This window comes from Caballeronia udeis, from assembly GCF_044909315.1.
In the GTDB taxonomy this organism is placed as follows: domain Bacteria; phylum Pseudomonadota; class Gammaproteobacteria; order Burkholderiales; family Burkholderiaceae; genus Caballeronia; species Caballeronia udeis_A.
In genome coordinates, this window is record NZ_JBIYEB010000013.1 from 66,710 (window position 1) to 86,786 (window position 20,077).

Genomic DNA, 20,077 nt, shown 5'->3' on the forward strand with positions numbered 1-20,077 from the left:
GACCCTGTGCGATACGGTTGCGCGGACATATAACGCCAACTCCGGTGGGTTCGCGGACCGGGGCATAACAGCAGCGCCTGGACAATATGATGGAGACAATGATGTGGACGAGACAGCAGAAGAATGTTGCCATAGCGAGCTACTTGGGGTGGACTCTGGACGCTTTCGATTTTTTTGTAATGGTGTTTGTTTTGAAGGACATTGCCGCGACATTCCATTCAGACATTAAAAGCGTTGCATTTGCGCTGACTTGCACGCTTGCCGTGCGCCCGCTTGGAGCATTGATTTTCGGTAGACTGGCAGACAGATTCGGCCGTAGGCCGATATTAATGTTAAATGTCGTGTGCTTTTCTTTGTTCGGCTTGCTAACAGCATTTTCACCAAACCTGACGTCGTTTTTCATTATCCGTGCCTTGTTTGGTATCGCCATGGGTGGAGAATGGGGGGTTGGCTCCGCTCTGACAATGGAGTCTATTCCGGCGCGTTCGCGTGGGTTCATGTCAGGAGTGCTCCAGTCCGGATATCCCACTGGCTATCTTTTCGCTGCGCTCGTTTACGGGCTGGCCTACGAAGTACTCGGTTGGCGAGGCATGTTTGCTGTCACTGCGATTCCTGCGATCCTTGTCTTCTTTATCCGTAGAAACGTACCCGAATCTCCGACGTGGGAGAGGAATGCAACGGTGAAGAGGGAAAGCCTGTGGGGTTGGTTATTGCAGAACTGGAAGCTGACGTTGTACTTCGTCATATTGATGACAGCTTTCAACTTCTTTGCGCACGGTACCCAGGATCTCTATCCAACGTTCTTGCAAACGGAGAAGCATTTCAGTCATAAAACTGTGAGTGTGATCGCGATTGTTTATAACGTGGGAGCAATCATAGGTGGGCTTCTCTTCGGCACAATTTCAGAGCGGCTTGGGCGCCGCAAGGCGATTGTCGTCGCATCGTTGATTGCGCTTCCGGTTATTCCGCTTTGGGCGTTCGGTTCGACTGCTGTCGTGCTCGCGATCGGTGCGTTCTTGATGCAGATTTCTGTCCAGGGTGCCTGGGGAGTGATGCCTGCCCATCTGAACGAGATATCACCGGCTCATGTCCGCGCAACGTTTCCGGGCCTGGTTTATCAATTGGGGAATTTGCTGGCTGCAAGCAATGCGACACTGCAATTATCCCTGGCACAACGCAGCGATTGGAGCTTGGCGACGAGCATGGCCTGCGTTGTGGGAGTAGTGGCGGTGGTGATACCTATCATGATCGCGTTTACACACGAACGGCGAGGGAAGCCTATTGCAATAGAGCCTCTGGACACGAACCCGGACGATCCGGAGCTCAGTCCGAATGCGCATCGTTTGGTTTAAACACGCGCGGGCCTGCTGTGCCGCGCTACGACCGGCAGGTTCCCGATTGTTGGCTCGTGCGCAATACGACATTGCGCTGGGTGCCTCAACGGCTAGCACTCAGTTGCCCGGGCGGAACACGAAGGCCCGGGCAGCGAGCGTCAAATTTCGCTCTCCAGTCCAGACCGGACCTTCACGTTGTAATCGATCGCTCCCTTGGCCGGCACCAGGATTTTCATAGGTAGCGCTCTAGTGAATGCAGGGGGGCTGCGTTTCGGTCCCACGGATAGTCGAGTTGTATTCATTTAATGTCAGGATTGGTTTATTTTAGGACTTAGTTGCGGAATGCGCATAAAATAGACATGCACGCCTTCCAGGGATATCACATGAACAGAAGTGCCATTCCCGATCTGAGTTCGCGCGAGTTGCTTGCCGTATGTACTATCGCTGAACACGGCAGTTTCATGGCTGCCTCCCTGACGCTCAACATTTCTCAGCCCGCGCTTACGCGCACCGTTCAACGCGTCGAACAGGCAATCGGACTTGAAGTTTTTCGACGGACTACGCGGCGGCTTGAAATCACGCCGGCGGGGCAGGAGTTTATTGCGCTCGCGAACCGCATCCTCGCGGATCTACGCATTTCATTCGAGAGCATGCGCGAAATATCCGACGAACAACGGGGGCAGGTCATCGTGGCCGCAGTGATGTCCGTCGCGTATACGCAGTTACCCAGGATTGTTGCCCGATATCGTGAATCGCGTACCCGCATCGAAATTCAAATACGCGAGGGTGTGCATGGCACTGTACTTGATGATGTACGTAGTGGTGTCGCCGACCTTGGTGTGACGTACATCGATGAGGTTCCGGTTGAGTTTTCCGCTATCACGCTTGCAACTGAAGCGTTCCATGTCGTGATGCCCAAAGGTCATCCACTTTCGAGCAAGGCCGGTATTACGCTTGACGAGGTATCGAGGTATGCCATGGTTTCATTGCCGAAAGAGGCACAGACAAGGCGTTTTCTGGACGGGCTTGCTTCGGCAGCAGGCCTGATTCTTCAGCATGCGGTTACGGTCAACCAGTTCGCAACTGTGATGCAGTGCGTTCATGCGCGCGTTGGCCTTGCGATTGTGCCTGGGGGGGCGGTGCCATCCGCTCTGAGCGCAGGACTTATTTCCCGGCCGTTGACCAAGCCGGTTGTCAATCGGACCGTGGGGGTTGTTTTGCTCAGAGACAGGGGACTTACGCCAAGTGCACGCGGTTTCCTTGGTCAGCTTCAGGACGACTGGTCGCTTTCCGGCGCGGACGAGTCCGTTCGGCAGGAAAATAGTGTCTGATTTATATTTCAATTGGAATAACCATGACGCCAGTCCGGCGTCGAGATCGTGACAGTCGTGATGGTGCTGTCAGCCGGCCTCTCCACTTGCACAGGACGAACGCCAGCGAAGTTGCTCCATCGTTTGGCCGGTTGCGGCAGCGGTGGGGTGATTGCGGCAGGCATTCTTCCGTCCAGTCGTTATTTCCGCTGCCAATGATTTCGCAGTATGAATCGGTATCCTATCCGGCCGACATATTGAGAACAGCAAGCATGGCATTGGCTATGTTAGGAGCTAGTTTAATCAAAACCGAATCGGGGCTAGACGGATTGTTCGGGACCGTGAAGCGTCGCGACTCGTCATATGAAGTTCGCGGGCACGGGCTGCGAATTTGGTTGCAGCGGCTATATATGCGCATATTGAAGTCGACTAGGTTAACAGTAACTTCTTGAATCCTCTTCGGATGCGGAGTTAGAATTTTCAGATATTTATCTGGGCAGTCTAGCTGTCGTGGTCGTGGTTACTCTCAAGCGTTGCCAAAAGCATGGAAGACTCCAGCAAACAGCGCGCTTTCACCATCGCTGCGCGCTTAGTCATATTCATGACGATGCGGCCCGCTCGCTGTGTCTACGCCGCAGTACGGTGCTTCTCTAGCGGTGAATCGGGACCGTTGTTCTCTTTCGCTCCGGGCTAGGTTTCAGCTGCATGATTGATGAAACCGATCGATGCTGCTTACCCAATCCCCATTTTTCCTTTTGTACGGAGGCCTCGTTTCAGACTGGCCAAGTAAGCTTCAGGTCGCGGGTATACCGAACTCGGTGAGCGGTGCGTCAACTGGTGTGAAATTTATTATCAAGCTTGACATGGGGCGTCGCGTTTTCCTTTAACTTCTGGAGAGATTGCTTGAAAACCATAGGTATTGTCGGCGGTGTCGCGTGGCCGAGCACGATCGTGTATTACCGTGCAATTAATGAACTCGTCGCGCAACATCTGGGCGGAGCCGGGCTGCATTGCGCGAAAATCGTGCTCGCCCAAACCGACTTCGAGGAGATCGAGCGTCGACAGCGTGAAGGGCGATGGGATCTCGTTGGGGACCTTCTCGCCGCTGAAGGCAATAAGGTAAAGGCTGCGGGCGCCGATTTTTTCCTGCTGGCGTGCAATACAGTTCATACGGCAGATGAGCGGGTGGAAAGCTCAGTCAATTTGCCCTTCATTCATATCGTCGACCCGACGGCAAGAGAGGTGCTTGCACGCGGCTTCAGAACGGTTGGCCTGTTGGGAAGTCGGTACACCATGACAGGGACGTACTTTGTGGGGCGCCTGAAAAAGCGATATGGGCTGGACGTATTGGTGGCGCAGGGAGAGCACCAGAATAATGTGCACAATGCGCTCTATGACGAACTCGCGAAGGGCATCTTCCTGCCTTCCACTCGCGAAAAATTCCGTGCAGCGATTCTGGATCTCGTGGCGCGGGGGGCGGAGGTCATAATTCTTGGTTGTACTGAGTTTGGTATGCTCGTGAAGCCCGAAGACAGTCCGGTGCTGATCATCGACACGACCATTGCCCATGCTCAGGCAGCTGTAGAAATGGCTTTGGCCGCCGAGTAGCTGATGGCTGTCGCACGTGGGCAGACAAAATTAGGGGGAGCCGGGGGCGATTCACGACACCAGAAGAAATCCTGGCTCCGATCTGCTTGCTCAGGCGGGGGCGAAAAGGGGCGCCACGCTTGACCAGCAGTGAGTATGAGTTCTCTACACAACAGCGTGAGCGTTGAGATCGAAGCGTTTATACATGCTCTTTCCCCGCGCATGCACTGATCTCACATCCTCCGGTCGTGGCTGCAGGATGCTATTGATCACCGTGCACTCGTCGATCGCTTTGAAACTGGTTGATCAATGGTCAAGGAGATGTGAAATGCCTGAAAGCGCCAGATTGCTCACGTTTGGTTTCGTCTGCCTCGGAATGGCGCTCACGCCCGGGCCAAACATGGTGTATTTGATCTCGCGCTCGATCTGTCAGGGTCGCACTGCCGGTCTGATCTCACTTAGTGGGGTTGCGCTCGGCTTCGCGTTCTATATGTTATGCGCCGCGCTCGGCGTCACCGCCCTGCTGCTGGCCGTGCCATACGCGTATGACGCCTTGCGCTTTGGCGGTGCACTTTATTTGCTCTGGCTCGCCTGGCAGGCAGTCAAGCCAGGGGGGCGCTCGCCGTTCCAGGTGCGCCAGTTGCCTACCGACAGTCCACGCAAACTGTTCGCAATGGGTTTCGTCACGAATCTGTTGAACCCAAAGAGCGCGGTGCTCTATCTTTCGCTGCTGCCGCAGTTCATCGAATCGCGATACGGCCGTGTGTTTGGCCAATTGCTGATACTGGGGGTCGTGCAGGTCACCTTGAGTGTTACGGTCAACTCGATTGTCGCGATGACGGCTGGCTCGATCGCGGCATTTCTCGGGCAGCGGCCGTTTTGGCTTGTCGTTCAGCGTTGGCTAATGGGAACGGTGCTCGCCGGCCTTGCGGTTCGCATGGCCACTGAAGCACGCCGCTAGGCGCGTGTCAGGTATTTTGAAGTATTGGTCGTGGTAACTAGCGTGAGCATCGTGAAGACGGCAAGGTGAAGGCCGGTATTGGTTTCGTCTAGCAGTTCAAAACTGGAGGGCATATGCCGATAGCCGGGGCGAACTTACTGCCGCCCTCACGGGCATCGACGTGTAATGGAACGTCGTTGCCTTGGAAACGTGGCTTGAAATGAAGCTGGGTGTCGAGTTCCGACACCGGCCGGTCAGAAATACGAGTACCTACCCACAACTGCCGGGAGAATCTTGAGCCTGGGTTTGAACCGTTCTCGCAAGTTCGGAAAATGCTTCTTCCTGAGGCGATAACTTTCCAGCGCGCAGAACCAGCCATATCGTGGAACGAGCACCGCTTTCGCGCAGCGGGCGGTACGTCACGCCCGCGACGTTCAGGCTTCCCAACGATGCAGGCACGAATGCTACGCCGAGACCGGCGGCAACAAGACCGAGAATTGTTGGGGTTTCACGCGCCTCTTGAGCAATTCTCGGTGAGAATCCCGCATGGTGACACAAGGCGATGATCTGGTCATAGACACCGGTACCACTGTTTTGCCGGTACATAACAAATTCCTCGTCGCGCAGTACCTCGGCTGACAGCGGGAGGGAAGGGGTAGCAAATCTATGCCGCGGCGGCAGGGCAACCACGAGAGAATCTTCGAATACATAAGTTGCCGTGAGCGTTGCGGGAAGATCTGGATAGTTTGAACTGCGTACGAATGCGACCTCAAGCCGGCGCTCAAGCATGGCCGTTATCTGCTCTTTGGTCGTCAGTTCTTCGAGGTGCAAGTGAACATTTCGGAAGCGCTGCCTGTGCGCAAAAATCAACTGCGGAATCACTGAACTGAGCGCGGCAGAACTGGTGAAACCCACGCGTAGTTCGCACAGTTCACCGCGTTGGGCGCGTGCAGTGACAGCGCCTGCCCGCTCAGCCTGTGCAAGTAATGCGCGGGCCTCTGGCAACAGCGCCTTTCCCGCAGGTGTGAGTTCTACGCGACGATTGTTTCGCTCAAACAACTGGGCGCCAAGTTCACCTTCCAGTGCACGAATCTGTTGGCTGAGGGGGGGCTGAGCAATGTTTAGTCGTAGCGCGGCCCGCCCGAAGTGGAGCGTTTCGGCGAGTACGACAAAGTACCGGATACGGCGCAGATCCATGATATGGATTTTGTATCAAATGGCGATAAAACGATATTGGACGCGGTCCCGCTTCTGGCCGACTATTCCCAGGAATCTTTAGTATTTATCCGAGGCATTCGTATCATGTCCGAGCATAGCAGTGAAACATCGAGCGCAGCAGTTCGCTTCGTTGAGTCCGCAGAACTCGCCACCGAGGTGCTGATTGGAAAAATCGAGCACGGCACACCTGCTTTCATTCGCACCAACAGTGCGCTTTTCTCAGCCGGATTTGCCACCTTTGCGTTGCTGTACTGCGTGCAGCCGCTGATGCCGGTCTTTTCCCAAAACTTCAAGGTAAGCGCAGCGGGCGCAAGTCTCTCACTGTCGCTGACCACGGGGCTGCTGGCCGTGTCTATGCTGGTCGCGGGCGTCCTGTCGGAGGCTTGGGGACGCAAACCGATTATGGTGGCGTCGTTGTTCCTGTCTGCCATGTTCGCGATAATCAGTGCGGTGCTGCCTAAATGGACGGAGTTCCTGGTGACCCGGGCGGCGATGGGAATTGCACTGAGCGGGCTACCCGCGGTCGCGATGGCGTATGTTGGGGAGGAGATGCACCCGCGGTCACTCGGTCTTGCGATGGGTTTGTACGTCGGTGGAACCGCACTTGGTGGGATGGCGGGCCGATTGTTGACAGGCGTAGTAACGGATCTCCTGGGGTGGCGCGCAGCCGTCATGACCATGGGGATTCTGGGATTGCTGTGCGTGGGCATCTTGTGGCGCTGCTTGCCCGCGTCCCGACATTTCGTCGCACAGCCACTTCGGTTCGCTACCTTGAGTCGAGCATATGCGACGCATGTGCGTGACGGTGTGCTGCCCTTGCTCTTCGTGGAAGGTTTTCTTCTGATGGGTGGATTCGTTACGGTCTACAACTACGTGGGCTATCGCCTGGTCGCGCCGCCGTTTTCGCTGAGCCAGACCGCAATGGGCTTCATATTCTCGGTCTATTTGTTTGGTGTTGCCAGTTCAGCATCGGCTGGCAGTCTGTCGGAGTGGTTGGGGCGGCGCAACATGCTGCCTGCCACGTTGTTAGTCATGCTCGTCGGAACCGTTCTCACAACTGCTGACTCGCTTTGGATTGTCGTTGCAGGGATCGCGGTGTTGACGGTCGGCTTTTTCGGCACGCACTCTGTTGCTAGCGCGTGGGTTGGGGCGTGCGCGCAATCAGACAAGGCACAGGCATCATCGCTTTATCTTTTTGCCTACTACCTCGGATCCAGTGTTGTGGGCTCGCTGGGTGGGGTGTTTTGGAATCGCGGAGGATGGAATGGGGTTGTGGGGATGACGGGCGCGTTGTTCATTGTCGCGATCGTCACGGCTCTCTGGCTGAGAATCCAGCAGGCGCGATAGGTCAGGCCGGGCAGTTCAAAGTTCTCCACGTGCGTACACTGAGCAGAACCAGCGGGCTCCCCGCCATGGGCACGACGTGTCGATTCGGTACGGCCAGCCGAGCGACTAGCGTTGCTACCATGCTGATGGCACATAATTTGCATAACTAAGGTATTTTGGGCTAGAACCGCTTTGCGTCGACCCGAATCGAACCTCTACGGAAGGAGAATCAGATTATGACGATGAACAGACGTAGTTTCTCGGCTGCACTGATAGCCGGGGCCGCCGCTACACTCGTTTCCACTCGCGGTATGGCGGCAACTCCCGCGCCGGCGAAAGCGCGGAACATCGTCCTTGTGCACGGGTTGTTCGCCGATGGGTCGTCCTGGTCAGAAGTGATCGCGCGACTGCAAGCAGCGGGACTCAATACCACGTCTGTCCAGAATCCTCTGACGACGTTGCCCGACGCGGTTGCTTCGGCCCAACGCGTGCTGGCGCGCCAGGACGGCCCGACCGTATTGGTCGGGCATTCCTTCTCTGGGATGATCGTAACGGAGGCCGGTGTGCACCCGAATGTTTCTGCACTTGTTTATGTGGCAGCTCGGGCGCCTGACGCGGGCGAGGATTACTCGGAGCTGGCCAAGAAATTTCCTGCGCCGCCGGCGTCTGCGGGGATTGTTTTTGACGGCGATGAAGGTCGCCTGAGCGAGGCCGCGTTCCTTCGCGATTTTGCGGGCGATCTGCCGGAAGCGAAGGCGAAGGTCCTCTATGCAGTGCAAGAGCCGTTTCACAAGGCGCTGCTAACCGGCAAGACCACACAGGCTGCCTGGCGGTCAAAGCCGAGTTTCTACGCTGTTTCGACAGAAGACAGGACAATTGATCCGGACCTTGAACGTTTCATGGCGAAACGCATGGGTGCCACGACCATCGAGTTGAAGGCAAGCCATCTCTCGTTGATCTCTCATCCCGACGAGATCACCCAGCTAATCCTGAACGCGGCGGGGCAGCGTAGCTAAAGAAACCAGAGCGTTCTGGCGCCCGGGTGTTTCACCTGGCACCGGTATGAATGGCGAGCCCTTGAACCGACCTGTTGGATATTTTGACTACTGCAAACAAAAAAACGGGGAGCGATTGTCGCGGCAACCTTGCTTCGCTTCAAACTAAGCCAAGCGATAACACACCGGCAACGAATAAGGAAAAGTCTAGGAACGCTAGCGGAGTCGGTATAGCCATACCATTCGATCTCCGACCCGATGAGGCTCGCAGTGGCAGCGGGCCGTTGCATCGTATGAGCGTGTCGAAAGTTGGGCGCACGATCGCGCGCGTTGTCTTCTGAAGGGTTCGCCATGTCTGTCTCCGTTTGCTGATTTTGTGGAGCCATTGTCCAAAGCGCGACGTTCGGCGACAATGCGGAGTTCGCGAAGGTGTCCTTCGGGGTTCCCGTAGGCTTGATCGTTCGTGGAAGCAACGGAAACGAAGACGGAGACACTTCATGCGCTTCGACATAGCGGATTTGCGGCTTTTCGTGGCCGTGGTGGAAGCGGGCAGCATCACGCACGGAGCAACGCGTGTGAACCTGGCGCTAGGCTCGGCGAGCGGACGGGTCAAGCAAATGGAGGAGGCTGTGGGCGTGCCGTTGCTCGCGCGCCAGCGGCTCGGCGTTCAGCCTACGGAAGCGGGTCATACATTGTTGCGCCATGCACGCGCAACGCTCGCCTCCATGCAGCGATTGACCGACGATCTTGGCCAGTTCGCCCATGGACTGAAAGGCACAGTGCGGTTGCTCGCAAACACGAACGCGCTGACGGAGTTTGTGCCTACGCCTGTCAGTCATTTTCTCGCGGCTCACCCCAATGTGAACATTGAAGTCGAGGAGCGCCTTAGTCATGAAATCGTCGAGGCGCTGATCGATGGTGTGGCGGACATCGGCATTGTGGCTGCTGCGGCTGACATGGGCGCGTTGCAAGCTTTTCCTTTTGTCACCGATCGCCTGTGCGCAGTCGTGCCTGTGTCTGCACCCGGTTTCGAAGGCATGCGCGGCATCGCGTTCGAGCAATTACTCGAACACGATTTCGTCGGCTATGCGAGCGGTGCATCGATTCAAATTTATCTGGAGGGTCATGCACGCAGATTGCATCGGCGGATTCGCCAGCGCATACAGCTACGCAGTTTCGACGCTATCTGCCGTCTGGTCGAGAATGGCGTGGGCGTATCAGTCGTGCCCGAGTCGGCGGCGCGCCGCTGCAAGCGCACCATGGGCATTCGTGTTCTACGTCTGCACGATAGCTGGGCGCTGCGTGAAATGTGCGTGTGCGTGAGCGAGCGAGACGCGCTCCCAACCTACGCTCGTCTGCTGTTCGACCATCTGATCGCAAGCGGCTCCAAGCAGTCACGCAGCAAACCCTAAAAATCCAGGCTTCAAAATTTCCGAAGGCTAGCACCATAATTGCCGCATTGTCAGTGGCGCGCTGCATCACGAGAATGAACAGGTCAAAACATTCTTCAGGTGCCAAGCGTCATGTCCGATCATTCCGTTTATGCCACTCGTAGTTGGCTCTTCACACCCGCCACCCGTCCTGACCGCTTGCTGAGCGCGGCCCGGAGCGGCGTGGATGTTTCCATCGCCGATCTCGAAGATTCCGTGTCCTCCGCTGAGAAGCCGGATGCACGAAAGAACCTGCTTGCGTGGCTCAACACGCCTCTCGACGAAACCATGCCGCAGCTTGCGGTGCGCATCAATTCGGTTTCTACGCGCTTTGGTCTGGACGATCTTGCCGCATTGCTGGACGTCTCGCGCATGCCCGATTTCCTCCTGCTGCCGAAAATTGAATCGCCGGACCAGGTGGCATTGGTAGCAAGCCTGTTCGATCAAGCCGGCAAGACGAGCGTGCTTGTTCCCCTGATCGAGTCAGCGCGTGGCATGTTTGCGATTGAATCGATCGCAGGTGCCAGTTCGCATGTCGGGGCGCTCATGTTTGGCGCGGCTGACTATGCCTCCGATGTGCGTGCCCAACCCGATTCGCTCGCGCTGCAACTCGCGCGTTGTGGTGTTGCCGCGGCATGTGCGTCGGCGGGCATCGAGGCGATCGACGCGCCGTGTTTCGCCATTCACGACGCCGACCTTTTGCAAGGCGATCTGGCTTTCGCGCTCGCCAATGGCTTCCACGGTAAAGCCACTATTCATCCTTCACATATTGAATCAATCAACCGTGCGTTTACGCCGTCCGCCGATCGCGTTGCACGGGCGAAACGTGTGCTCGAAGCAAATGAACAGGGCGTGGGTATCGTGGACGGGCGCATGGTCGACGAGGCCATCGCCCGAGAAGCGCGCAGCGTGCTGGCCGCAATCTGAACTTATCTATTTAGGATACCATCATGACATCTTCTATTTCCGCGTATCGCCAGATTGGAGAAAACCGTTTCCGTGAAACGTCTGGCCTGTACTTCGAGGACTTTGTTCCCGGAACCATTTACGAACATAGGCCAGGCAGGACGATCACCGACGTCGACAATATCTGGAACACGCTCCTCACCATGAACACGCAACAAGTGCATTTTGATGCGGCCTATGCCGAGAAGACCGAGTGGAAAAAGCTGCTGGTTGACAGCACGTTCACGCTCGCTGTGATCACCGGAATGAGCGTACGCACCGTAAGCGCGAAAGTGGTGGCCAATCTGGGCTGGGACAAGGTCAAGGCCGTGCATCCGGTATTTGCGGGCGACACGCTTTATGCGGAATCCACCGTGCTTTCCAAGCGCGAGTCGAAGAGCCGCCCAACGCAGGGGATCGTGACCGTGGAAACAAAAGGACTCAACCAGGACGGCGAGATTGTCATGACGTTCGAACGCACGATGCTCATTTACAAGCGCGGTCATTCACCCGAAGCCGACGCCAACTATTAAACCGGAGTGGTACTCATGAACACCAGATTTCAAGTCGAAGAGTTGTACAAGAGCAAGCTCACTTCCCCGGCGCTAGCAGTCTCGACATTACGCAGCGACTCGTCTATCGCGCTCGGGATGGCGATGTCGCAGCCACCCTCGTTGCTAGAGGCGTTAGGGGCGCGCGCCGAAGCAGGGGACATTGATGCGCTGAAGGTCTACTACTTTCACTCTGAAGCGTTTTTGCGGGAGAGTCTGCTGCGCTATTCGCTCATGGGCCGGATCCTGCCGCATTGCATGTTCATGGGCGCTCCCGAGCGGGAGCTCGTCAAGCTGGGCGTTGAAGACGAAAACCGCAAGGTCGTGTTCTACGTGCCCAACTCGTTTAGCCAGTCTCCTCGGCTATTCGCTGACCATATCCCCGTCGACACCATGCTGGTGATGGTGTCGCCCATGGATGCGAATGGTTACTTCACGTTCGGCACAAACAACGACTACACGACGGGCGTGGCGCGTGCCGCACGCAGGTTGATTGTGGAAGTCAATCCGAACATGCCACGTGTCTTCGGCGATTCGTTGCTGCACGTGTCGGAAGTGGATGCGATCGTGGAATCGAATCACGCGATACCCGAGCTCAAGCCTAAGGCGGCGACTGCGGACGACAAGACGATCAGCTCGCTGATTGCCGAGCTTGTCACCGACGGCGCTTGCTTGCAGATGGGTATCGGTGCATTACCCAACGCGGTATCTGCCGCGCTTGCCGGTCATAGTCATCTCGGGATTCATACGGAGTTGCTGACACCGGGACTAGTCGACCTGATTCGGCGCGGGGTAGTGGACAACTCCCGCAAGACGCTAAATCGCGGGAAGACCGTCTTCACTTTCGCGATGGGCGACCGCGAGATGTACGGGTACCTGGACAACAACCCATCGATCGAGAGCTATCCGGTGAGCTACGTGAACGATCCGCATACGATCTCGCGCAACGATAACGTCGTATCGGTTAACTCGACCATAGAAATGGACCTGACCGGTGCATGCAATTCCGAGCATGTGAAAGGGCATCAGTACAGCGCAACTGGCGGGCAACTCGACTTTGTTCGCGGGGCATACGCATCGCGCGGAGGTAAATCGATCATAGCGTTTCACTCAACCGCAGGCGGCGGGAAGGTATCGAAGATTGTTGCCCGACTCAGTGGGCCGGTCACCACGCCGCGTACTGAAACTCATCTTGTGGTCACAGAATACGGAGTGGCGAACTTGAAGGGTCTGTCGTCGACCGAACGCGCGAACGCAATCATTCGTCTTGCACATCCCGAGTTCCGCGAGGCGCTGTCGGCGCAGGCGCGCGAACTTCATTTACTTTAATCAGGAGTCGATTATGGGCAGAACGATCGCCGATCATTTGGCGCAGGGCTTGGCCGCAGCCAATCGAAAACCCGCGCGCCGCGTTGATGCATCCGGAGAGAGACTCGTCCTCGTGGAGCATGACAGCGTAAGCGCTGATTCCTGCCCTAGGGTCATCGGGGCCGAGTCCTGAAGCCGAGTTCAAAACTGACGCACTTGTGCGTCACTATGCGTCGGTAAGTGCGGAGATGCGAAATTGATCGAGCGAATTTGATCCGGAATACTTATTAGAATATGCCGGAATCCATCCGCGACCGGCTGACTCAAGTTCTGGTTCTATTGAACGTCTTTCCTAGATGGCCGTACCCCGTTCGTCGCGATAAAAATCATGTCGGGGACCGTCTCTTCATAATCATCCAAATACAACATGAATAAGCTTCGGTCATCGAGCGCAACTTATGTGATCGTAGGTGGGGGAACTTCAGGCTGCGTCGTCGCGTCTCGCCTCTCTGAAGACCCGTCCGTGACGGTCATCCTTCTTGAGGAAGGCCCGAGGGATTCAAGCCCCTACATTCGGTTTCCCGGCACCTATTACAAGACTGCGCAAGGCGGCCTTCTTAAGCGATATCGTTGGGAACCTGAAATTGGCTACGAGCGTGACGAGAACGACACCATGGCTCAAGCGAGCGTCCTCGGCGGCGGCAGCTCTGTCAATGGCATGGTCTATGTGCGAGGGAACCCGCAGGACTACGACAGTTGGGAAGCCGCCGGTGCCCATGGATGGGCATTCCGGGACGTGCTGCCCTATTTTCTGCGCGCGGAAAGCAATGCCGATTTCGCAAACGAATACCACGGCACGCGCGGTTCCGTCGGCATCAGCTTCCCTGCGAGTGTTCATCCGCTAACGCGAAAATGGCTGCAAGCTTGCCAGCAGTCCGGCCTTCAGTATGTTCCCGACTTCAACGGTGGCGCGCAAGACGGCTGTGGGCTATATCAGGTAGCCGTCAAGGATGGGCTGCGCTCGAGTTCCGCAAGTGCCTATCTGCGACCGGCGGAGAAGCGCGGAAACCTCACGGTGCTGGTCGGGGCGAAAGTGCTTCGAATCCTGGTAGAGAAGGAGCGTGCCGTGGGCGTTGAATACACCGTTGATGGTGAGAAAAAACAGGTCTTTGCAGACAGTGAAGTCGTCGTGTCGTCGGGGACTATCAATTCGCCCAAACTCCTGATGCTCTCAGGTATTGGTCATGCCGCTCTGTTGGAACAACATGGCATCGACGTGCATTCCGACCTTCCCGGCGTGGGCCAGAATCTTCAGGACCACCTTGAGATGTCGTTGGTCTATCAAATGAGAGCGGGCGCGGACAGCTACGACAAGTTCAAAAAGCTGCACTGGAAAGCGTGGGCTGCACTGCAGTATGCCGTCGCACGCAGTGGTCCCATCGCGTCCAACCTCATCGAAGGAGGGGCGTTCTGTCGAGGGACGCAAACGGACCTGCCGCCTGACCTGCAGTATTTCTTTATTGTGGGCGCCGGCGTTGAGGAAGGCACGCAAAGTGTGCCGGGCGGAACTGGATGCACGCTGAACTTCGAGCATGTACAACCGCGTTCGCGAGGGGAAGTGTCGTTGCGCAGTGCGAACCCGGATGACGCACCCCGGATTGTGCCCAATTACATGGTGGAGCAATACGATGTTGAGCGGCTGGCTGAAGGGTTTCTCATTGGTCAGGAAATCATGAGCCAACCTGCAATACAACCGTACATCGACCGCGAGCACTATCCTGGCCGGCAGTTCGCGAGCCGCACGGAACTGGGCGAATACCTTCGAAAGAACGCGCGAGCGGCGCTTCACCCTGTCGGGACATGTCGAATGGGCAGCGACCCGCTCTGTGTAGTTGACCCGGAGCTACGGGTTCGAGGGATTGCGAACCTTAGAGTCGCTGATGCGTCGGTGATGCCCCGTATTCCGTCGGGCAATACAAACGCCGCTTGCACGATGATTGGCGAGAAGGCGTCTGACCTCATCCGCGGTAAGCGGCACTCCAGCCCAAAGTCGTTGCTGACCGAGAGCCAAGGCTAGTCGACGTGGCTTGAATTGGTGTGCTTCCTCAAGCCACCGTATCTACTGGAGTCAAAGGTGTTTCTTGATAAGAACCGAATCACGTTCAATACCACTGTCGCGAAACATTCGACATTGGTGATGGAGCTCGATATCGCACGAAGCGCCGGTTACACGGCGGTAGAAATAACGCAGGACAAGGTACGAAAATATCTCGATGCGGGTTATTCGGTTGATGACCTGCGCCGCGAGCTCGACGGCTTTATGGTCCACGGAGTTGGTGCCCTTGTCGACGTCGAACGGCAGGGCAACGCTGAGAAGGAACTCTATCAAGAGGCGGATAGGCTCTTCATGTTGGCTCACGCGATCGGGGCTAAAGGCGTCCAGATAGTCTCGGGGCCGTTGGACGTTCAGGCGGTCATTGATTTCAACAAGAACAGGTATTCGAAGCGTTACACGGGTCTCCTTCAGCATTCTCACGATGACCAGGTGAAGCTGACCGTGAAGAACATTGCCGCAATCGCCGACCGCGCTCGTGACTATGGTTTGACCGTGTATCTTGAGGCGCTTTCATGGGCTCCGCTCAGTTCTCTGGAGCAGCAAATAGATATCGTACGGCGAGTCGGTTGCGACAACTTGAAGCTCGTTATTGACTTCTGGCATTGCTACACGTCGGGAGCAACGCCGGAACAGCTGTCGAAGGTTGACCGGGATTACATCTATGGCGTGCATGTGTGCGACTCCTTGCCCTATCTGGGCGGCGTACCGTTGGAGCCAATCCTACGGGATGTGCAAACAGGAAGCGGGGCGTTGAACCTGCGAGACTGGACAGACGCTGTGAAGGCGACGGGCTTCGACGGCTGGTGGTGCAGCGAGACATTCTGCAAGAAGCAGCAGCAAGGCAACAGCTATGCAGTCGCAAAGGAATTGAAGCGCCAACTTGAAACGCTGGTTTTCAGTTGACGCATCGGAAGAAGCAGCGGAAGGAGCCCGTGGCGGCGTCACACAGGCTTCATTCATTTACCCTATGCACTTGGTCACGACAAATCTTTAAACGATATCGCACCACGCGCGTATATCAAGCCGGATTGAACTGGGCAATGGTCGTATCGAAGGCGTGCCTGGCGCGTACGTCGACGGGTGCTTTGCGAAGGAAGTCTGAGAGAATCTCCACCCCCCAATACTTTTGGTGGAATCCGGCCGTTCCCACGGCATCAATGAAGGATGGGCAGTTGAATGCGCCCTCACCACATGCCTTGCGGTGATACACCGAGTCGTGCATCAACGTGCCGATTGCGCTTGCGTTAGCGTCGTTAAGCTCAACTCCCTTGATAAGGTTGGCAGGGACTGCGGCAACATCTTCATAGGTAGTGCCGCTACGGACTACGTGCCAGATATCGATGATAAGGCCACCATTTTCCCGGTTACCGCCTTGTACGATAGGGAGTGCGTCCGCAAGACTTGCCACCTTGCAAAACGGCATGAATTCAAGTCCAACCGTTGCGTCAATCGTGCCGAAGTCGTCGCAGAGCTTCCCGAACTCGTCGGCCATCTGACTGTGGTTCGTGGGAGAGAGGTCAAGGTGGCTGACTCCGACCTTTAGATTGCACATTCCCAATTCACCACCGAACTCCAGAAATTCCCGACGTGCGCGGTCAGATGCTTTGCGACGGTCGTCGGTCGTGTACCAGTCCATCAGGATTTCGAGTTCGAAGAATTCAAGGCCGTTGTCTTTCAGGATGCGTCGAACTCCGGGCGCACCGTATTTCTGTACGCTGTAGCGGCAATCGTCGAGGCTTAATCCAATGCCCTTCCAGCCAGCCTTGGAAGCGGCTTCAGCGCGCACAGCGAGGCTGTCCGGGCTAATCCATTCCGCATCCTCGGGGTTCGTGTCGCCCGCAATTGTCCAGAATGCTGCGAGCAATTTTGTGTCTTTGCCGGTCATTTCGTTCAAACCTTGAAGGTAGTTTCATTCTATCAACCGCCCGTGCACCCGGCTCTCCAGGCCGGTTCCGTTATGTCACGGGAGCGGGCAAAGAGCTTCCGCTTAAGCGGGGCTATGGCGAGGTCCATGCACTTGCCTGGATGTGGTTTTGACGTTCGCCCCTTGCTTCCCCCAAAGTATTTGGCTTCAAAACTTCTGCCGCAACTTCGCAAGGCGGTCGGGCAGTGACGCAAACTGGCGCAGACAGCGGGTTCGCTGGGTGACCTGTCAGTGACCGGGCAATCCCGGGAGGAGCCGCGCCAATCCGCGCAAGTCTGCGAGGGATTGCGAAGTTGATTGGAGAATTTCAGCGGCGGAGACTATTTCTCACCTTGCTGTAGTCCTCTGCCTAGGAGAAGAGATATGGATCCCTTGCCTCTTGCCGGTAACCTGTCGCTCTATGCGTTGTTCCGGCAGGCTATTCCGGAGACGGTACTTGGCGCGTTCGCCGCGACTGTTGTTATCGGGCTGTTTCTTTCGCTGGTGGCTGTTTGGCTCTGGTTCTGGCGGCCAGACGAGTATCCGGCGAGTGCGCTGGAAGAACTTGGTGATACTACGGATTTTATGCTTGCCGAATCCAGCAGCTCCGTGGTTGACGCACGATTAACCGAAAAAACGAGCAATCTGGCCGACCGGTGAGAACTCAGCCCTCGCCGCCCCATAGGATTGTGGAACTGTCACCCGCCATGTATTCCCGGACTTCCAATGGGAGCGACGAATCACTAGGCAAAAGAACCGTCGCGTTTTGCAGATGCTTCTTCTTGATCTTGCCTTTATCGCAGAAACCAAACGCGAGTCTCGTCGAAAACGGCTGCCGGTAGGAGGATGAGGCAACGCCAGAAACCAGGCCATACAAGTAGCGGATGGGCCGACGGTGCTGGGGCGTCAATATCGAGAAGGTAAGCTCGTTTTGTTGCTGACCTTCGAAGTCGACCATGAAAATTCGATCCCCAATCAGGAAGCAGAAACCGTAGTAGGTGAACGAATAGCCCGTTTTGCCGCTCCCGTCCAGCAGCGGGAATCGTTCTACAGTGACGTGCTGGATTGTCGACTCGGCCTCGTAGATGCACGTGACTGACCGAAGAATGCGCCCTTTGTAGATGGACGAGTTGTGGTAACGATAGTAAACGCCTAGATAATCACGCAGAGGCTCAACTGAAGCTTTCGCAAATGGCAGAAAGCTGGCGAACTGTGACGACGAGCGAAGTCCCATCGGCAATTCGCTCTCGAAACCTTCATAGAACTGTTTGAAGTCGGCCGGTTGACGGTAAAGATCCGGGACCTCCATCATGAAGTGCCGCGATATCTTCTGAAGCACCTTGTGCGAGGGTGCATGCTGACCGGCAAGGTATTTGTTGAACTGTTGCCGGTTGATGTCGAGGCTACGGCATAGACCGGCAACTGAGCTGCATGACTCGACGAGTAGCACAAGGTTCTTTTGGAGATTGGTGCGGTCTTGCGGTCGGTCCATAAGCTTGGCGGCAATCTAGAGTGGAGGGAGACGCCATCAAGGCGGCGTGCGGCTTTCACACCCCAACATATCCAATCATGGAGTGCGCCGCAAGGTGTTCATCAAAACGGGGCCGCAACAATGGGCGATGGGGTGAAATCTGACCGTCCTTCTAGCGAATAGTAACTTTCGAACCACCGCCTGCATGGCTGCGAAGCGCTGCCTCCACGAAGCGCATGCCTTCAACGCCATCGTTGACGTCCGTAAGCAAAGCGCTTGTAGCCGGAATAGGGTTGTTTTCAAGCTTGGCTGCAATTTGAAGGGCCGCGTCTCGGTAAAGCTGGGCAAACGCCTCGAAAAATCCTTCGGGATGACCAGCGGGGAAGCGGGCCGCATGGTCCGCGGCGGGGCTATGGGCGCGCCCCTTTGTCAGCCGGACGGTATTTCCATTGAGCGGCGTGTGCCAGAGGAAGTCGGGATGTTCCTGGTCGAAAGCGATGGAGCCCTTCGTCCCATAAACGCGCAGGCGCAAAGCGTTTCCCTCGCCGGCGGCAATTTGGCTGGCAATCAGGTTGCCGCGCGCACCGGATTCATAGAAGAGCGTGGCTTGCACATGGTCGTCAACCCGGCGACCGGGGACCATGGAGACGACGTCGGCTGACAGCTTGTCAGGAAGCATGCCGGCCACGAAGCTTGCCAAATGATACGCATGGGTTCCAATATCGCCGAGACAACCCCCTGCACCCGTACGGGTCGGGTCCGTACGCCATTCGGCTTGTCGGTTGCCTCGCAGCTCTACCGGCTCGGTAAGCCAGTCTTGAACATACTCCACGGCGATGAAGCGGACATCGCCCAGTTCTCCCGCCGCTACGAGTTCCTTCGCGTGACGCGTCATCGGATATCCCGAGTAGGTGTATGTCACGGCGAGAAGCTTGTCTTGACGTTGAGCCAGGTCGCGCATTTCGATTGCTTCGGCCAACGACAGCGCGAGTGGCTTATCACAAATCACGTGGATTCCGGCCTCGAGGAACGCCTTCGCGACTGGAGCGTGCAGATGATTCGGGGTAACAATAGCAACCGCGTCGATACCGTCAGGACGCTGAGCTTCCGCTGCTGCCATTTCACGGTAATCCGTATAAATGCGCGACGGGTCGAGGAAGAGGGCGCGACCGCTCTCTTGGGCTTTTTTCTCATCGGATGACAAAGCGCCGGCGACGAACTCGTAACAATCATCGAGCCGGGCTGCGAGCCGATGCACCCAACCAATGTAGCCGCCTTGGCCACCGCCCACCATCCCAAGTCGTAGTCGACGATTCATTTCATCCCTCAACAATAAGAATTCAAGGAGCTGGCAAGGCAACGGCACGAACTGCGTGGGACAGATGTCCGCTTCAGACGTTAGTTGGCCCATCTTGCCAGAACGACATGCACGCGATGAACTGTCGGCTGCGCCGGCGCCATCGATATAGCTTCCAATTTGAAACTGGCAGGCAAGGACGGAAACGACACGATTTACCGCATGAAAGAACGGTGAGGTGAGGCACCCGCAAGCGACCCGGGATTCTCAAGTCGCTCGCGGACAACCATCTACAACAAGAGCAGGAGGCTTCAGCTCCTCGAATCGGACCTGCGCGTCCATGGGT

18 protein-coding genes are annotated in these 20,077 nt (G+C 56.5%); 13 read left to right on the forward strand and 5 right to left on the reverse strand.

Annotation, left to right across the window (positions count from 1 at the left end):
* Positions 1-98: 98 nt before the first annotated feature.
* Positions 99-1,352: an MFS transporter gene (locus ABH944_RS21160; protein WP_404608785.1), complete on the forward strand. Its 1,254-nt coding sequence runs from the start codon at positions 99-101 to the stop codon at positions 1,350-1,352.
* Between the two features lie 365 nt (positions 1,353-1,717).
* Positions 1,718-2,665 (forward strand): LysR family transcriptional regulator, encoded by a 948-nt coding sequence (locus ABH944_RS21165; protein ID WP_404608688.1) that lies wholly within the window; start codon positions 1,718-1,720, stop codon positions 2,663-2,665.
* A gap of 8 nt (positions 2,666-2,673) precedes the next feature.
* On the opposite strand, the gene ABH944_RS21170 is transcribed toward ABH944_RS21165, so the two are convergent.
* On the reverse strand, positions 2,674-2,829 hold the full coding sequence (locus tag ABH944_RS21170; RefSeq protein ID WP_404608687.1) for a hypothetical protein: 156 nt from the start codon (positions 2,827-2,829) through the stop codon (positions 2,674-2,676).
* A gap of 718 nt (positions 2,830-3,547) precedes the next feature.
* On the opposite strand from ABH944_RS21170, the gene ABH944_RS21175 reads away from it, so the two are divergent.
* Entirely contained in the window at positions 3,548-4,252 is a 705-nt protein-coding gene (locus tag ABH944_RS21175) for an aspartate/glutamate racemase family protein (protein WP_404608685.1), read from the forward strand.
* Between the two features lie 307 nt (positions 4,253-4,559).
* On the forward strand, positions 4,560-5,192 hold the full coding sequence (locus tag ABH944_RS21180) for a LysE family translocator (protein WP_404608684.1): 633 nt from the start codon (positions 4,560-4,562) through the stop codon (positions 5,190-5,192).
* Between the two features lie 249 nt (positions 5,193-5,441).
* On the opposite strand, the gene ABH944_RS21185 is transcribed toward ABH944_RS21180, so the two are convergent.
* Complete coding sequence (locus ABH944_RS21185; RefSeq protein WP_404608682.1) at positions 5,442-6,368, reverse strand: LysR substrate-binding domain-containing protein; 927 nt, start codon at positions 6,366-6,368, stop codon at positions 5,442-5,444.
* A 3-nt stretch (positions 6,369-6,371) separates the two neighbouring features.
* Here ABH944_RS21185 and ABH944_RS21190 point away from each other — a divergent pair, with 3 nt between their 5' ends.
* The 8 genes from ABH944_RS21190 to ABH944_RS21225 all read left to right on the forward strand — a co-directional run bounded on the left by ABH944_RS21190 (position 6,372) and on the right by ABH944_RS21225 (position 15,963).
* Complete coding sequence (locus ABH944_RS21190; RefSeq protein ID WP_404608680.1) at positions 6,372-7,736, forward strand: MFS transporter; 1,365 nt, start codon at positions 6,372-6,374, stop codon at positions 7,734-7,736.
* Positions 7,737-7,951: 215 nt separating this feature from the next.
* Complete coding sequence (locus ABH944_RS21195; protein WP_404608679.1) at positions 7,952-8,731, forward strand: alpha/beta fold hydrolase; 780 nt, start codon at positions 7,952-7,954, stop codon at positions 8,729-8,731.
* Between the two features lie 476 nt (positions 8,732-9,207).
* Positions 9,208-10,122: a LysR family transcriptional regulator gene (locus ABH944_RS21200; RefSeq protein ID WP_404608678.1), complete on the forward strand. Its 915-nt coding sequence runs from the start codon at positions 9,208-9,210 to the stop codon at positions 10,120-10,122.
* 111 nt (positions 10,123-10,233) lie between these two features.
* Positions 10,234-11,067: an aldolase/citrate lyase family protein gene (locus ABH944_RS21205; RefSeq protein WP_404608676.1), complete on the forward strand. Its 834-nt coding sequence runs from the start codon at positions 10,234-10,236 to the stop codon at positions 11,065-11,067.
* Between the two features lie 23 nt (positions 11,068-11,090).
* Positions 11,091-11,618: a (R)-specific enoyl-CoA hydratase RipB/Ich gene (gene ripB, locus ABH944_RS21210; protein WP_404608675.1), complete on the forward strand. Its 528-nt coding sequence runs from the start codon at positions 11,091-11,093 to the stop codon at positions 11,616-11,618.
* A gap of 15 nt (positions 11,619-11,633) precedes the next feature.
* A complete protein-coding gene (locus ABH944_RS21215) occupies positions 11,634-12,965 on the forward strand; it encodes an acetyl-CoA hydrolase/transferase family protein (protein ID WP_404608673.1) in 1,332 nt (443 codons plus the stop codon).
* A gap of 406 nt (positions 12,966-13,371) precedes the next feature.
* Complete coding sequence (locus ABH944_RS21220; RefSeq protein WP_404608672.1) at positions 13,372-15,021, forward strand: GMC family oxidoreductase; 1,650 nt, start codon at positions 13,372-13,374, stop codon at positions 15,019-15,021.
* A 57-nt stretch (positions 15,022-15,078) separates the two neighbouring features.
* A complete protein-coding gene (locus ABH944_RS21225) occupies positions 15,079-15,963 on the forward strand; it encodes a sugar phosphate isomerase/epimerase family protein (protein ID WP_404608670.1) in 885 nt (294 codons plus the stop codon).
* 115 nt (positions 15,964-16,078) lie between these two features.
* Here the strand turns inward: ABH944_RS21225 and ABH944_RS21230 are convergent, their stop codons facing one another.
* Positions 16,079-16,945 carry a sugar phosphate isomerase/epimerase family protein gene (locus ABH944_RS21230; protein WP_404608668.1) on the reverse strand — a complete coding sequence of 289 codons (867 nt, stop codon included), beginning with the start codon at positions 16,943-16,945 and terminating at the stop codon, positions 16,079-16,081.
* Between the two features lie 402 nt (positions 16,946-17,347).
* Between ABH944_RS21230 and ABH944_RS21235 the strand changes: the two genes are divergently transcribed.
* The gene (locus ABH944_RS21235; protein ID WP_404608666.1) at positions 17,348-17,623 is read left to right on the forward strand and encodes a hypothetical protein; all 276 of its coding nucleotides are present in this window, start codon (positions 17,348-17,350) and stop codon (positions 17,621-17,623) included.
* A gap of 4 nt (positions 17,624-17,627) precedes the next feature.
* Here the strand turns inward: ABH944_RS21235 and ABH944_RS21240 are convergent, their stop codons facing one another.
* Both ABH944_RS21240 and ABH944_RS21245 read right to left on the reverse strand, forming a co-directional pair.
* The gene (locus tag ABH944_RS21240) at positions 17,628-18,455 is read right to left on the reverse strand and encodes a transcriptional regulator (protein ID WP_097267857.1); all 828 of its coding nucleotides are present in this window, start codon (positions 18,453-18,455) and stop codon (positions 17,628-17,630) included.
* A 151-nt stretch (positions 18,456-18,606) separates the two neighbouring features.
* The gene (locus ABH944_RS21245; protein ID WP_404608783.1) at positions 18,607-19,728 is read right to left on the reverse strand and encodes a Gfo/Idh/MocA family protein; all 1,122 of its coding nucleotides are present in this window, start codon (positions 19,726-19,728) and stop codon (positions 18,607-18,609) included.
* Positions 19,729-20,077: the final 349 nt, after the last annotated feature.